This window comes from Paraburkholderia sp. SARCC-3016, assembly GCF_031119615.1.
Taxonomy (GTDB): Bacteria; Pseudomonadota; Gammaproteobacteria; order Burkholderiales; family Burkholderiaceae; genus Paraburkholderia.
In genome coordinates, this window is sequence record NZ_JAVHZD010000005.1 from 35,185 (window position 1) to 49,958 (window position 14,774).

Here is a 14,774-nt window from a genome sequence, read left to right on the forward strand (position 1 = left end):
ACGCAATCAGTTGATCGACTGCGGCATCGATTCGAAGCTCGCGCCGAACCACTTCTTCTGCATCGCGTACATCTCGCCGCTCTTGCGCAGGTCGAACAGAACGGCATTGATCATCTGAAGCGCAGCGGTATTGCCTTTCTTCACGGCCCACGCGATATAGACGGGCTGGCCGATCGCCTGGCCGAGCGCGAAATTGTCGGGACGCGTCTTGATCAGCGAGTTCAGGTTGATTTGCGTATTCGCAACCGCATCGAGCCGGCCGACGCCGAGATCCTGATACGCCTCCGGATACGATTGATATTCGACGATCTGTTTGATGCCCTGGCCGCCATGCTTCTTTTTAAGGCCCTCGTCGTAGGCCTTCAGATCGGCGAGCATCGCACTGCCGGTCTGCACGCCGACCACCTTGCCGACGAGGTCGTCGCCCGACTTGATGCCGGAGCCCTTCTTCGTCGCGAAGTAGGTCGTCGATTCGACGAGCGGCGTCGTGAAGTCGAACGTGTTCTTGCGCTCGGGGGTGACGAGCACCGCGGTGACCGCCATGTCGTACTTGCCCGTCGTCACGCCGGGCAGGATGCCGGGCCACGGCATGATCTGCTGCCGCACTTCGACCGGCAGCTTCTTTTTCACGAGCGCGAGCATCTCGTTGTCGTAGCCGGTCGGTTTGCCGTCGTCGACGAATTCGAACGGCTTGAAGTCGTCTTCGGTGGCGACCGTCAGATAGCCGCGTGCCTTGATGTCGTCGGCGCCCGCCGCGTGGGCATGTGTCGCGAAGCCGAAGCCGAGACTCGAGGCGGCGAGCGCCGCGAACAGCGTCAGGACGACGGCGCGCCGCGCAGATGCGCGCGGTCGCGTGGCGATGGCGGTAACGGCGGTGATGCTGGACTTGAAGCGGGACGGCATGTCATTCCCCTTTGCGGTTTGGATGCGGCGGTCGATGAGGCGTCGCTGCGAAACAGCGATATTTGTTTGCACACTTACGAGTTCGAACGCGTCGATGCAAATGACATGCCAGTGATGAGGTTTGCCGCGTCCGCGCGGCGTGTGTGTGCGATGCATATGGCGGCGGCAGACGAGGAAACGGAACGACGCACCAAAGCATCGCGGTAATGCACGTCGCGCTGCGTGTTTTGCACTGCTTTGGACGGGCGAGGAGAAGCGCGTTCGATGATCGGGTGCATGCGCCCGAATGCAAAATGGAACCATGGCGGACCTCGCGAAATGCAACGCGATGTACCGCCGCCGGAACCATTTGTTCCTGATACGATGTGTACTGACGAAATCGCGAATTAGAGGAGATCGGACGATGACTGAGGCGACCCATGACGGCATGGATGGCGGCGCGCCATGACCGGCCGCGCCCGCACCAAACGGACTGCCGCTCAAGCAGCGCCTGCCGCGCCCGCGCGCGCGGACGAGGCCGATCCGTCCGAGTGGCGGCACACCGCGCTCGATGCGCGGCCCGGCTTTCTGATCCGCCGTCTGCATCAGATTCACGTCGCGCTGTTTATCGAGGAGTGCGCGCCGGAAGGGATCACGCCGGTGCAATACAGCATTCTGACGGCGCTCGATCAGATGGGGCCGTCGGAGCAGATTGCCTTGTCGAATGCGGTCGGGCTCGATCGCGCGAATACGGCCGATGTGATTGCGCGGCTTGCCGAGCGGCGCTTTATCCAGCGGCGCGGCTCGCGCACCGACAAGCGCAAGAAGGTCGCGGAGCTGACCGACGTGGGGCGCGCATTGCTGGCGCGGCTCGAAACCGGCGTCGAGCGTGCGCATGAACGCACGCTGGCGGCGCTGCCGGCCAGCGATCGCAAGCAGTTTATGGAGTATCTCGTGCGGCTCGTCGAAACGAACAACGAACTGAGCCGCACGCCGATCAGGCGCGAGCGTACACGCGAGTAGGCGAGGCTAGGCCTCCGGTTGCGCGCTCGCCAGCGCGTCATGCACCGCTTGCGCGACCGCGAGCACGCCTTCGTCGTCGCCGCGCGCGCCGATCACCGAGAGCCCGAGCGGCGCGCCGTCGAACGACGTCCACGGCAGATTGACCTGCGGCAAACCGCCGAGCCCGGCGATGCATAGCATCTGCTGCGAGCGCACGCGCACTTCGTCGACTTCCGCGCCTGACGTGCCGATCAGCGGCGCGATCCACGGCAATGTCGGCATCACGATATAGGTATCGGGTTCCTCGAAGACGCGCGCGAGCGAGCGGGTCGCATCGACGCGCACGCGCTGCGCGTCGTGCACCTGTGCGGGGTTGATCGTGACCGCGGCCTGCATGCGCTGGCGGATATCGGCGCCGAAGCTGTCGGGATGCCGCATCGCCCATGCGCCATGCTGTTGTGCGATCTCGGCCGCCTGCAGCACACGGAAGCCTTGCGCCCAGGTTTCGGGTTTGAGGCTCGCCGACGACAGCAGGCTCATTTCGAAGCGTTCCGACAAGACGTCGAATGCCGTGGCGAAGGCGGTCCGGACGCGCACGTGCAGCAGTGTGACGATGTCGTCGGGCAGGCACAGCATGACGCGTTCGGGCAAGGTTCGCGCGCGGGTCCGCGCGAGCACGTTGAAGACATCGGCGAGCAATCGGCCGTCGCGCGTGAACCAGCCGACCGTATCGAAGCTGTGCGCGAGCGTGAAGCATCCGTTGCCGGCGATGCGGCCGTGCGTCGGCCGGATGCCCCAGATGCCGCAATAGCTTGCGGGCAGCCGGATCGATCCGCCGCAGTCGGTGCCGAGGCCGATGTCCGCGTAGCCGGCCGCGACCGCGACGGCCGAGCCCGATGACGATCCGCCCGGTATGCGTGCCGGACTCGCAGGATTGCGCGGCGTGCCGTAATGGACATTGATGCCGGCAAGGCTGTACGTGAGTTCGTCGGTGACGGTCTTGCCGACCCATTGCGTGCCTTCTTCGAGCAGCATGCGCACGGCAAGCGCGGTGGAGGTCGCGACGGGCTGCGCGGCGTCCCATGTCGGGTTGCCGCAGCCGGCGCGCAGTCCTTCGACGTCGAACACGTCTTTGACCGCGAGACGCTTGCCCGCTAGAGCGGCTGCAGCCGATGCGGGCCGTGCCGCGAGATGCGCGGCCAGCTCTACGGCAATCGGCGCGGGCAACGCGTTGAAGCCATCGCGGACGAAGGCGCCATTGAGATCCGGTTCGAGCAGTGTGTTCTGGTTCATCTGTCCATCCAGCTTACATGCGCGGCGACGACGCGCCATTCCTGATCGATCTTCACCCAGGTCTGCGACTGGCGTCCGATGCGCGCTTCGCCTTCGCGTGTGAACGCGATGTTCGCGACGGCGTAATCGTGTCCGAATGTCGTGATCGAACGATCGACGACGGTTCGCATGAGGTTAGCGCCGGGCCGTCGCGCGCGAAAGGCGCGAATTTCGTCGTATCCGTGCAAATTTTCGGTCGCCCCATAGCGCAGCGTATGCGGGCTGTTCCAGAACAACGTGTCGAGCATCTCGACATCGTTGGTGGTGAGCGCGGTTTCGTACGCGTCGAATGCGGCGCTGACGGCAGCGTAGGTGACAGGATCGTTGATCAGCATAGGGAATAACGCGTGAGTCCGAGGCAAGTGATGCGGGCGTTCAGTTTTGCAGAAAAAGAGCGAGCGTGCATGCGGTTCGCGACGCGGCGTCAGCGTGCCTGCAGCGCAGCCTCGAACAGCGCGACGGGCGCTGCATAAACGCCGCGGCCGATGAGACCCGTGCGTCCGTCGGCGCCGATCATCGCGATGGCGGCGAGCGGTTCGATGCCGCGCCGCACGACGGCGGCGGCATCGAGTGCGCAATGCAATCTGCCATCGAATGCGGGATGCTGGCCGGCGAGCAGGGCGCGCTGCGAATCGCGCCAGCCGGCAGGCAGCCACGCGGCGAATGCGCTTGCGGGTTCGGGCGCCAGCGCGAACGCGTGCGCGCCGAAGCCGGCTGCGTCGATCACGCCGCTGTCGCCGGTCAGCGGCGCGACGGGCAGGTGCGCGGCGACGCTGTCGAGGCGCGGACCGGCGGGCGCCGCGGCCGCATGCGTGGTCCATACCGACGGCGTGCCCGCGAGCCGTACGCCGACTTCGCGGCCGTTGCCGGCCAACGCGACGACCAGTGTCGATGCGGCGCTGTCGTTGTCATCGTCGTCGGTGTGGTGCGCTGCGGCCGACATCATCAGATGACACGCGGCCATCCACAGCGTCAGAAAGAACAGCGGCGTATCGGCGAGCATCGCAGCGACGGACGGCTCGTCGATGAAAGGCAATAGTTGCGCACGCAGCGCGGCGGTTGCCGATGTCGTACGCGCATGCAAATCGTCTCCGCCGGCAAGTCCGGCGGCCGCGAGCGGAAACAGGTCGATCGGGCCGATGCGCGCGAGCGCCGCGGCAAGATGGCGCGCAAGCACCGTATCGCGCCATGCCAGCCGCGCAAGCACTTGCGGATTGCGGCTGCCGAAACGGATCTGCGCGCCCGCGCCGCTGCCCAGCAGCGACCAGGCGCGGCGCGGTGCGGCCGATGCATGGGCGGCGTTCGATGCGCTCGCGTCCGCCACTTCGACGAGCGTCGTCGACGGCGACACCACAGCGGCAAGCGGCGTCACCACGCCGAATGATTGCGCGCCGACCAGCTTGACCCGGCCGCTTGCGATCATCTGTTCGGCTTGCGCTTCGGTCGTGGCCCATTTTTCGTAGAGGCAGCACAGCACCGCTGACGACAGTACCGGTGGCGCAGGATTGCACGGGTCCGCATAAGGCGGCCCCGCGTGCAGCAGCGTGAAGTCGGGCAGGCCGACGGCGTCGCGGGCGCGCGCGACGGTGTGCCAATGCGGCCGCACCGCGTACAGGCGAGCGAGGGCACGCTGCGTTGCGTCGGCCTGGGAATTCGCGCGCCCGTCTGTCCCGGCATGGCCGGGCGCATCGTGGTTCATCGCATTCATCGCGAACCCACGCCGGGGCGCAGCCAGCCGCGTATGCGCGACCACAGCATTTTCCAGAACAGATTGCCCAGATCGAGCGGCGCATTGGCCGGCGGCGCTGCAGAAGGCGTCGCTGTGGAAGGAGCCGCTGCGCGATTCGATGACGCCGAGGCGTTTGCTGCCGTGGTGCTCGCGTGCGGCGCGTCCGCGATTTGCGCGATGTGACTTTCGGCGCGTGTCGGAACTGCGCCCGGCGTCTGTTCGGCGTCGGCTGGTTCCAACGCGTCGGCCGCGGGCGCAATCGCATCCGGCGCGGTGTTTTGCGTCTCGCTTTGCGCGCCTGCATGATGTTGCTGCGCATCGAGCTTCGCTTTCAGATTCTGTGCAAATGCGTCCGTCAGGCGCGTCGCGAGTTCCTTCACGATGCCGCCGCGCGAAAACTGTGCAAGCGTGCCGGCAATCGTGTAATCGACCTTGACCTCCACGCGCGTTTGCTCGGGCGAAATCGCATGCAGTGCAAACGCGGCCACGCCTTTCACGCGCGATGCGCTCTTGCGATCGACGCCGCCGCCGCTGACGCTGCCGCGCCGTTCGTTTTCGTCGAGCGCCATCTCGCCGTCGCCCGCGAAGCTCGCGACGATCGGGCCGAGCTTGACGGTCATCGCGAGCTTGAGCGCGCCATTGTCGGGCGGCGCGGTCAGCGTCGCGCCGGGCAGACACGCTACGATGCCGGGCGTGTCATGAAACGAGGTCCACACGTCGTCGAGCGGATAGGCGACGGTAAAGCTTTGTTCGATTTCCATTGAGTCTCGCGAGCGGCAAAGATTAGAAGGCGGCGGTTACGTTTTCGCAGCAGGTCAAACCGCGCTGGCCGCGGCCGTGGTCGACGCCCGGGAGGCGGGCGCAGCGGCCGCCGCGCGCCGCGCATCGAGCACGCGGCGGATCGCGCGGACGATACCGACATAGCCGGTGCAGCGGCACAGATTGCCCGCGAGTTCGTAGCGCACGCGCGCATCGTCGGCGTCGGGCAGACGGGTCACGATGTCGCGCGCGGTCACGAGCATGCCCGGTGTGCAATAGCCGCATTGCAGCGCGTGCTCGGCGGAAAACGCGGCGCGCAGCTCGTTCATCAGCGCGTCGTTGTCGAAGCCTTCGATCGTGCGCACCTGCGCGCCCGCGCACGCAATGGCCGGCGTGATGCACGAGCGCGCCGGCGCGCCGTCGATCTGCACCGTGCAGGCGCCGCAGACGCCCTGTTCGCAGCCGATGTTGGTGCCGGTCAGCAGTTGCGTTTCACGCAGGAAGTCGGCGAGATTCGTGCGCGGTTCGACGAAGGCGGCGACCGGCGTGTGGTTGACGGTCAGTTGCAGCGGTTTTTTCAGCGCGTCGGTCATTGCGGGTTCCTGCCATCTTTGCGGAGCGTCGCGGCCGCGCGTTCGAGTGCGACGCGATGCACCTGGTATTCATAGCTGCCTGGTTCGAGGCCCGCGTCGAGCAGATGCGGTTCGAGCGTGGCCGGCTGCGGCGCATCGATCAATGCGCGCGCGTCGGCGATCAGGTGCGGCGGGCCGTCGAGCGCGCCGATCACCGCGCGGCAGATGCCTGCCGCGCTATCGTCGATAAAAAGCGCGATCGCTTCGGCGAACTCGCCGGGTTTGCGGTTGAACTTGTAATAGCTCCAGCGCGCGCCGGTGGTCAGCTTGCGGATGCGCACGCCGGTCAGCAGCTCGTCGGGTTCGAGCGCGGTCGTAAAGGCGCCGGCCATCCAGTCGGCGCTTTTGACGATGCGTTCGCCTTGCGGGCCTGCCACGAGAAAGTCTGCGTCGAGCCCGCACATCACGTTGATCCAGTCTGCCGCCGGGTCCGCATGCGCGAGACTCCCGCCGAGCGTGCCGCGATTGCGCACGGCGCGGTAGGCGATGCCGCGCGCGACGTAGGCCATCAGACCTTGCGTGTAGTCGTCGACCATGCGGTCTTCGATCTGCGCGTGCGTGATGCCCGCGCCCAGCACGCCGAATTCGCCTTCATCGCGGCATGTGCGCAACGCGGCGATGCCGCGCACATCGACGAGCAGTTCCGGTTGCGCGAAACGCAGGTTCATCATCGGGCCGAGCGACTGGCTGCCGGCAACGAACTTGCCGATGCCGTCGCTCGCGGCGACGAGGCGTACCGCATCGTCGCAGGCCTGCGGCTTTTCGTAGTCGAATGCAGCGGCTTTCATGCGGGTACTCCTTTAGCGGCATCGCTGCGCGCGGCGCTCGCTTGCGCGAGCGCTTCGAGCACGGCGCGCGGCGAGACCGGCAGACGCGTCACTTCGGCGCCAAGCGGCCGCAATGCATCGTTGACCGCATTCGCGATCGCGGCGGTCGAGCCGATCGCGCCCGATTCGCCGATGCCTTTCTGGCCGAACTCGGTGTAGGGAGCCGGCGTTTCCATATGCTCGATGCGGATCGGCGGCACTTCGGTCGCGCCGGGCAGCAGATAGTCGGCGAGCGTCGAGGCGAGCGGCTGGCCGTCTTCGCTATAGGGCATCGCTTCGTAGAGCGCGGTGCCGATGCCTTGTGCGGCGCCGCCATACACCTGGCCGTCGACGACCATCGGATTGATCAGCACACCGCCGTCTTCGACGATCACGTAGTCGAGAATCTCCGTGAGTCCGAGCGCGGTATCGACGGCAACGACGACCGCGTGGCATGCATAGCTGAAGGTGCCCGTGTCGCGCTTCGCCTGATACGTGGTCGCGACTTCGAGTCCGCGCGGGTCGACATCGGGCGGCAGCAACTGCGGTTTCAGGTACCACGTGTGCGCGATCTGCTCGAGCGTGCACGCTGCGCCGTCGGCGCCGAGCACGGCGCCCGGTTGCCAGCTCGCGTCTTCGACGGGCGTTTTCAGCAGCCACGCGCCGATTTTCAGCAGCCGTTGCTTGAGTTCCTTCGCGGCCTGTCCGACCGCGCCGCCGGCCATCACGATCGAGCGCGAGCCCCAGGTGCCGGTCGAGTAGGGCGTGACGCCCGTATCGCCGAGCACGACACGGATTCGATCGGTATCGATGCCGAGCACGTCGTGGGCGATCTGCGCGAGCGTCGTCTCCATGCTCTGGCCATGCGAGTGCACGCCCGCGCGTATTTCGAGCACGCCGTCGGGCGTCAGGCGCAGCACCGCGGGCTCGCGCCCCGGCACCATCGGAATGCCCCAGCCGTGATAAACGGAGGTGCCGTGCGCGCCCTGTTCGCAGAACACCGCGATGCCGAAGCCGATCCGGCGTCCATCCGCCTCGCCGCGCCGCTGCCGCGCGCGCACCGCGGGCAGGTCGATCGCGGCGACCGCGCGGCGCACCGCTTCCGGATAGTCGCCGCTGTCGAAATGCTTGTTCGTGATGTTGTCGAACGGCATTTCATGCGGTTCGACCAGATTGCGCAGCCGGACTTCGTGCGGCTCGAGACCGGCCGCGACCGCAATCGCGTCCATCATCGTTTCGATCGCATAGCAGACGCCCGTGCGCGCGACGCCGCGATACGGCAGGATCGGCGGCTTGTTGGTCGCGACCGACCACGTGCGGCAGCGATAGCGGTCCATCTTGTACGGGCCGGGCAGAATGCTGCCGACTTGCGCCGCTTCGAGGCACGCCGAAAACGGATAGGACGAATACGCACCGGAATCGACGGTTGCTTCGCATTCGACTGCAATCAGACGTCCGTCGCGCTGCGCATACGCGGTGATGTCGTAGTCGTGCTCGCGGCAATTCGCGTTCGCGGTCAATTGCTCGCGGCGGTCTTCCAGCCAGCGGATCGGCCGCTCAAGCTGCATCGCGAGCCACCCGCAGCACACTTCTTCGGGCAGCAGAATGCCCTTGTAGCCGAAGCCGCCGCCCACGTCGGGCGCGATGACGCGCACCTGGCCTTCGTCGAGACCGAGACACTGCGCGAGACCCGTGCGCGTGATATGCGGCATCTGCGCCGACGTGTGGACGATCAGTTGCGCAAGCCGCTTGTCCCAGTGCGCGACGACGCCGCGGCCTTCCATCGGCGCCATGCTCTGGCGCGACGTTCGCAGCTTCCGTTGTACGCGGATCGGTGCGGTGCGGCGGATGTCGTCGAGGTCGGTTTCGTTTTTCGCGTCGACGAAGGTTTCGAGGAATACGTTGTCGCCCCAATGCTCGTGCACGAGCGCGGCGCCTTCGCTGCGCGCGTCGAGCATATCGACGACCGCGGGCAGCTCTTCGAAGTCGACAAACACCTGCGCGGCGATATCCTCGGCTTCGGCGCGTGTGGCGGCCACGCACATCGCGATCATTTCGCCAACCTGACGAACCTTGCCTCGCGCGAGAACAGGCTGTTCGGACGACTTGAAGCCCGGCAGCCCCGAGTTCGCGACGATCGGCTGCACGCCGTCGAGATCGGCGTGCGTATACACCGTGTGCTCCTGGCCCACGGGCTTTTCGATGCCGACGATATGACCGTGCGCGATCGGACTGCGCACGAACGCGACGTCGAGCATGCCGACCATGCGGATGTTGCCGACGTATTCGCCGCGCCCGTGCATGAAGCGCGCGTCTTCCTTGCGCTCGAGCGACGCGCCGATGCCTTGCGGGCGGTCCGACGGTTGCCTGACGGGTCGTTTGATCATCTTGGAGTGTTCCTCGCGGCGTGAAGTGGAGATCGAAAGCCGGTGTTGCGCCGTGCTTGCGCTTACGCGGCCCGCGCGAGCGGCAGGCTCGGCGAGTTCGCGTCGTAGCGTACGCCGTCGCGCACGCACAGCACGGGCGTCAGCATGCGGTCCGTGACGACCTGCGTGCCCTCGTTGTCTTCGAGCACCCAGCGGCCGCGGCGGTCTTCGAGCACGCTGATGTCGGCCACGCCGCCCGGCTTCAACGTGCCGAGCTGGCCTTCCATGCCGATCATGCGCGCCGCGTTCGACGTGACCATCCGCACCACCTGTTCGAGCGGCAATCCGAGCGCGAGCATGCTCGTCATCGCGCTGACGAGACTGAATTGCGTGCGGCCGAGGAACGAGTGCTCTTCGTCCGGGTGGCTATCGGGCGTACCTGCCGGCGCCGGCAGGTGCGTGTTGTAGCCGTGCATATCGGCGCCGAGCGTGTCGGGCACGACGCCCGCATCGAGCACGATGCGCGCCGTTTTGAAGCTGAAGTGCGAGCCGTGGCCGACGTCGATTTTCAGACCGCGCGCAATCGCTTCGGGCACGAGCGGATGCAGCTTGCCGTTTTCCTCGACGAAGCCGCCCGGATGGCGGCTGAACGGGTGCGCGAGGATATCGCCGGGCTTCAGCGTTTCGACGACCTGATTGAAGATCGAATCGGGATTGACGGGCACGCCGCCGCTTTCCGGTTTGGGCCACAGCTGACCGAAATGGATATAAACGGGCAGTTGCGCGTCGCGGCCGATCTGCGACGCGATCTTCATGACGTCGAGGCCCCAACGCGCGAAGCCGCCGATTTCGGCATGCGCCTTCACGCCTTTCACGAGGTCGGTATTCGCGCGTGCGGCTTTCACGGTCGCCGATGCGTCGAGACACTCGGGGCGATAAAGCTCGGGGTAGTAGTGTCCCTCGAGGCCGCCGACGATATAGGCGGAGATAAACGCGAGCACGCGCGTTTTCGACGGTTCGGCGATAAAGCTGCGAAACCCCGGAATCGTGATGCAGCTGGGGCCGCCCTGGTCGACGAGCGTCGTGACGCCGGAGCGCACGCCGCACATGTCGGGGTTCAGCCCGAAGCGGCCGGTCACGTACTGATAGACGTGCGCGTGCGTGTCGATGAGGCCCGGCAGCACGAGCCGGTCCTTGCAGTCGATGATTTCGGCGATCGGTGCGGTCGCGGCAAGGTCCGGGCCGATCGCGGCAATGCGCTCGCCTTCGACGAGGATGTCGAGCGTCGCGTCGAGACCGGCTGCGGGATCGATCACTCGGCCGCCTTTCAGTAGAACCTGGGTCATAGCGGATATCGGGCTGGTTGGCTGTGAGAAATGCGTGGTGTACCGCAAATACCATGCCGGTTTTCAATGCGGGCGGGCAAAGCGTGCGAGGCGCCGCTACCTCATGCGGTGCGTGAGGGTCCGCACGGCATTTGCATGGACAGGCTGCGGCGCGCTTGCGTGCCCGCCGTCGACGCCTCGGTGGTGCGGCCGCGCACCGGATCAAGGCGTCGCGCATGATTATGGTGAATTGTGTGGTGTACCCCGATTATTTATTCGCGCGCGCCGATTCGCTAGAATGCAGCGCATCCGGTGTTGCGGCGTGCGCGCGAGCGAGCGCATTTGCCGGCCTGTTTGCCGGCTTCTTTGCCAGCTTGTTTGCCCAGGACCAAAGACCCATGTCGACCACGATCAACGATGAAACCGCCGCACCTTCGGTCAGCGAAGCGTTGCGCGCATGGCAGGCGCGTTCGCCGCTGTTCAGCCGGCCCGGCTTCCTGATTCGCCGCATGCATCAGATTCACGGTTTTCTGTTTGCCGAGGAAACGGCGGAATTCGACGTCACGCCCGTGCAGTACAGCCTGCTGACGGCGCTCGACGCGCTCGGCGAGATCGATCAGAACTCGCTTGCCATTGAAATCGGCCTCGAGCGTTCGAGCGTGGCCGAGGTGATGCCGCGTCTCGAAGGGCGCGGGTTGATCGAGCGCCGCCAGGCCGACTACGACCGGCGCGTGAAGCTCGTCAAGCTGACACGGCAGGGCAAGCGCCTCGTTGCGAAGATGGCGCCCGCGGTGCAGCGTGCGCACGACCGCACGATCGAGCATCTGCCGCCCGACGAGCGCGACCTGTTCATGCTGCAACTGATCCGGCTCGTCGAGGCGAACAACGAGAACAGCGTGGTGCCGTTCCGCTTGCCGCAGGATTGATCGCCAAAGCGGCTGCGCGGCTCACCGGCCACGCAGCCGCGCGGCTGCGTACCGAGACTATGCGAGCACCGTGAATTCCACTTCCACCGGATGCAGCGCGTTGATCGGCACGATGTCTTGCGGGCATGCGGAAAATACGAACACGCAATCCATCACGGCCTTGATGTCGACGTAGTCGCCGGCCTTCGATACAGCCGGCAGCCACTCGATCGAATAGTCGGACTTCACCGGAATGTTCATCCACAGGTTGAACGGCTGCGGCACTTCGCGTGCACGCAGGCCGATTGCCTTGAGTGCGAGCCGCATGTTGTCCGCGCAGTTGTCGTGATAGCCCGTTACGCCGAAGTTGCGGTAGCGGTACAGGTCGCAGGCGGCGATCAGCGTGTCGTGCACGCCCGGCGACGTGTCGGCGATCAGCTCGGCGATCGGACGGCGCTGGTTCGTCACGAGCGGGTCGCCTGCTTGCGGAATCACCTTGTCGATAAAGGCGCGCGTATGCTCGAACGACAGGAACTCGTTCAGATGCGCGGCGTTGAAAATCCATGTATCGCAGACCTGCGTGCCGTGCGTGTTCGTCACGCGTATCGTTTGGCCCGCTTTCACGCGCACGGCGCGGCCGCAGCGCGCCGGAACGGTGTAGGTGCGGCCGGGTTCGGGCGTGCCGTCGGCGGAAATCGGCTCGTGCAAGGTCGCGTTTTCGCCGAGTGCGGTGCCGTTGTCGTCGTGCGTGTGCGCGTGGGTTTCGGCGGCAGCGAGGGTGGCGGCGAGGGTGGATGCGGTCATTGCTGGTTCCTTTTGTACGGGTGGTGTCGGGTTCCGGAAGACCCGCGTTGAGCTTCGGGGTCGGGTCGTCACGGTGTTGCGGGTCTTCAGGTCAGGGCGCTTCGTTGCAAAGCTCGACGAGGCAGTGCGCGAGGGCACGCGTGCCCAGCACGAGATGTTCGTCCGCGGTGGCTTCGAGCGGGTTATGGCTGATGCCGGCGCGGCTCGGCACGAAGATCATCGCGCTCGCGCAGTGCTTCGCGAGATGCAGCGCGTCATGAAACGCGCCCGAGACGATCGGTTGCGAGCGCACGCCCAACGCATCGCAGGCCGCTTGCACGCGCGCGATGGCGGAGTCGGCGAAATGCACGGGCGCGTGCTCGAACAGCGGTTCGAGATGCACGTCGGCGCCGTGTTGCGCCATGCAGTCGGCGAGCGCCGCGTCGAAGCGTGCGAGCACCGCGGGCTCCGGATGACGGAAGTCGACTGTGAAGGTGACCGCCGACGGAATCGTATTGATCGAGTTCGGTTCGATGTGCCAGCTGCCGAACGTGATGCGTGCCGCTTCTCCGCCGAGTTCGAGCGCGAACGCTTCGATTGCGCCGCGCACGCGAACCGCGAGCGTCATCGCGTCGCGGCGCACCTGCATCGGCGTCGTGCCCGCGTGCGCGGCCGCGCCGCTGCAGCGGACCGAATGCCAGCGCACACCCTGAATACCGGTCACGACGCCAAGCGGCGTGGCGGCCAGTTCGAGCAGTGGTCCCTGTTCGATATGCAGTTCGATAAAGGCATGGACAGGGGCCAAGGTACGCGTCGCGAGCGCGGGAAATTCGCTGCGATGCGCATCGAGCGTCGCGCCGAACGTGACGCCGGCTGCATCGCTGACCTTCCGGTAACCGTCGAGCCGCGACGGGTCGACGAACGTGCTCGAGCCCATCGCGCCAGGCTGAAAGCGCGAGCCTTCCTCGTTGGTCCAGATCGCGACTTCGAGCGGACGGCGCGTGCGGATATTCGCGTCGGCAAGCGCGGCGAGGCATTCGAATCCGGCCAGGACGCCGTACGCGCCGTCGAGCCGGCCGCCGGTCGGCTGCGTGTCGATATGGCTGCCGGTCATGACGGGCGGCAGGTCTTCATCGCCGGCGCGGCGGAAAAAGAGATTCGCGCAGGCGTCGGTCGAGACCGTGCAGCCGAGCGCCTCTGCGCGTTCGATAAGGCCGCGCCGTGCGCTGAACTCGAGTGCCGACAGCGCGGGGCGGTCGACGCCGCCGTCGCCGCGCGCGCCGATCGTTGCGAGCGCATCGATTGCGTCGATCAGGCGGGTGGCGTCGACATGCTGCGCTGCGCGTAGTGCGCTTGTCGTGTCGTGGGAGAGTGGGGTCATGTCGTTTGCGTGTCCGTGCGCCGCAGGCGCGTCGCCTCGCTGATGCGATGCCAGTTCAAGAATAGTGAAAGCGTGCGATCGCTGTCACGAAGCGCACGAGGCGATGCTTCAAGCATGATGTATGCCGGAATGCGTGCCCGAGTGAGCGACGGCCCCGTTATTTTTCGTCTAAGCTGAACCGCGATGTCGAGCATTCCCGATCCGGGCCATCATGGAGAGCGTCGAAATGACGAACACGAAGCGCCGGCGCGTCAGCGCCGCTATCGCCGCCGGCGGGATCACGGGCGGCCTGTTGCCGGCCGCGTTGAGTCGCGCGGCGAGCGGCGCATCGGCCGGCGAATCCTTGTCGACGCATCCCGTGCAGCCTGAAACCCTGAGCTTCGAGCCCAACGGCTGGATTCCGAATAACCAGCGCTTGCCGGTACTCGTTTATCGTGCGGCCGTGCCGATTTCGGGCAGCGACCCTGCTGCATCGTTCGAGCAGGCGTTCGCGCGTAACGGCTGGCCGCCGCAATGGCGCAATGGCATTTACAGCTTCCACCATTTTCATCCGTCGACGCACGAGGTGCTCGGTTTCGCGGGCGGCAGCGCGCGGCTCGTACTCGGCGGACCCGAGCCGATCGGGCGCGAGGTGCGGGTAAATGCCGGCGACGTCGTGGTGCTGCCGGCCGGCACCGGTCATTGCAAGCTCGAGGCAAGCGCGGATTTTCTGGTGGTCGGTGCGTATCCGCCCGATGAGGATATCGGTATCAGCCGTGTCGGTTTATCCGCGGCGCAGCTGCAGGCGATGCGCCAGGTGGTGTTTCCGGCATCGGACCCGTTGACGGGGCGCGAAGGGCCGTTGGCGAAACTGTGGCGGACCGCTTGAGGCA

General features: G+C 66.2%; 14 protein-coding genes. 3 read left to right on the top strand and 11 right to left on the bottom strand.

Features of this window, described 5'->3' with window-relative positions; translation table 11 throughout:
* Positions 1–6: 6 nt before the first annotated feature.
* Positions 7–903, bottom strand: a complete 897-nt coding sequence (locus tag QYH69_RS06750; RefSeq protein ID WP_308831123.1) for a transporter substrate-binding domain-containing protein — start codon at positions 901–903, stop codon at positions 7–9.
* Positions 904–1,347: 444 nt separating this feature from the next.
* Between QYH69_RS06750 and QYH69_RS06755 the strand changes: the two genes are divergently transcribed.
* Positions 1,348–1,905, top strand: a complete 558-nt coding sequence (locus QYH69_RS06755) for a MarR family transcriptional regulator (RefSeq protein ID WP_308831124.1) — start codon at positions 1,348–1,350, stop codon at positions 1,903–1,905.
* 6 nt (positions 1,906–1,911) lie between these two features.
* Here QYH69_RS06755 and QYH69_RS06760 read toward each other — a convergent pair whose 3' ends face one another.
* The 8 genes from QYH69_RS06760 to QYH69_RS06795 all read right to left on the bottom strand — a co-directional run bounded on the left by QYH69_RS06760 (position 1,912) and on the right by QYH69_RS06795 (position 10,854).
* Positions 1,912–3,177 (bottom strand): amidase, encoded by a 1,266-nt coding sequence (locus tag QYH69_RS06760; protein WP_308831125.1) that lies wholly within the window; start codon positions 3,175–3,177, stop codon positions 1,912–1,914.
* Complete coding sequence (hpxZ, locus tag QYH69_RS06765) at positions 3,174–3,551, bottom strand: oxalurate catabolism protein HpxZ (RefSeq protein WP_308831126.1); 378 nt, start codon at positions 3,549–3,551, stop codon at positions 3,174–3,176. The genes QYH69_RS06760 and hpxZ overlap by 4 nt, the downstream gene beginning before the upstream one ends.
* An 89-nt stretch (positions 3,552–3,640) precedes the next feature.
* Entirely contained in the window at positions 3,641–4,915 is a 1,275-nt protein-coding gene (locus QYH69_RS06770; protein WP_308831127.1) for a DUF1116 domain-containing protein, read from the bottom strand.
* 5 nt (positions 4,916–4,920) lie between these two features.
* Positions 4,921–5,706: an SRPBCC family protein gene (locus tag QYH69_RS06775; protein WP_308831128.1), complete on the bottom strand. Its 786-nt coding sequence runs from the start codon at positions 5,704–5,706 to the stop codon at positions 4,921–4,923.
* Between the two features lie 54 nt (positions 5,707–5,760).
* On the bottom strand, positions 5,761–6,297 hold the full coding sequence (locus tag QYH69_RS06780) for a 2Fe-2S iron-sulfur cluster-binding protein (protein WP_308831129.1): 537 nt from the start codon (positions 6,295–6,297) through the stop codon (positions 5,761–5,763).
* The gene (locus QYH69_RS06785) at positions 6,294–7,124 is read right to left on the bottom strand and encodes an FAD binding domain-containing protein (protein WP_308831130.1); all 831 of its coding nucleotides are present in this window, start codon (positions 7,122–7,124) and stop codon (positions 6,294–6,296) included. The genes QYH69_RS06780 and QYH69_RS06785 overlap by 4 nt, the downstream gene beginning before the upstream one ends.
* Positions 7,121–9,529 carry a xanthine dehydrogenase family protein molybdopterin-binding subunit gene (locus QYH69_RS06790; protein ID WP_308831131.1) on the bottom strand — a complete coding sequence of 803 codons (2,409 nt, stop codon included), beginning with the start codon at positions 9,527–9,529 and terminating at the stop codon, positions 7,121–7,123. The genes QYH69_RS06785 and QYH69_RS06790 overlap by 4 nt, the downstream gene beginning before the upstream one ends.
* Positions 9,530–9,591: 62 nt before the next feature.
* Positions 9,592–10,854 carry an amidohydrolase/deacetylase family metallohydrolase gene (locus QYH69_RS06795; protein ID WP_308831132.1) on the bottom strand — a complete coding sequence of 421 codons (1,263 nt, stop codon included), beginning with the start codon at positions 10,852–10,854 and terminating at the stop codon, positions 9,592–9,594.
* 377 nt (positions 10,855–11,231) lie between these two features.
* Between QYH69_RS06795 and QYH69_RS06800 the strand changes: the two genes are divergently transcribed.
* Complete coding sequence (locus QYH69_RS06800; protein ID WP_308831133.1) at positions 11,232–11,759, top strand: MarR family winged helix-turn-helix transcriptional regulator; 528 nt, start codon at positions 11,232–11,234, stop codon at positions 11,757–11,759.
* A gap of 57 nt (positions 11,760–11,816) precedes the next feature.
* Here QYH69_RS06800 and QYH69_RS06805 read toward each other — a convergent pair whose 3' ends face one another.
* Together QYH69_RS06805 and QYH69_RS06810 are read right to left on the bottom strand one after the other, a co-directional pair.
* Positions 11,817–12,542, bottom strand: a complete 726-nt coding sequence (locus QYH69_RS06805) for an urea carboxylase-associated family protein (RefSeq protein ID WP_308831134.1) — start codon at positions 12,540–12,542, stop codon at positions 11,817–11,819.
* Between the two features lie 91 nt (positions 12,543–12,633).
* Positions 12,634–13,902, bottom strand: coding sequence for a M20 family metallo-hydrolase (locus QYH69_RS06810; protein WP_308831135.1), 1,269 nt, complete (start codon positions 13,900–13,902; stop codon positions 12,634–12,636).
* Between the two features lie 226 nt (positions 13,903–14,128).
* On the opposite strand from QYH69_RS06810, the gene QYH69_RS06815 reads away from it, so the two are divergent.
* A complete protein-coding gene (locus tag QYH69_RS06815) occupies positions 14,129–14,770 on the top strand; it encodes a cupin (protein WP_308831136.1) in 642 nt (213 codons plus the stop codon).
* Positions 14,771–14,774 lie beyond the last annotated feature (4 nt).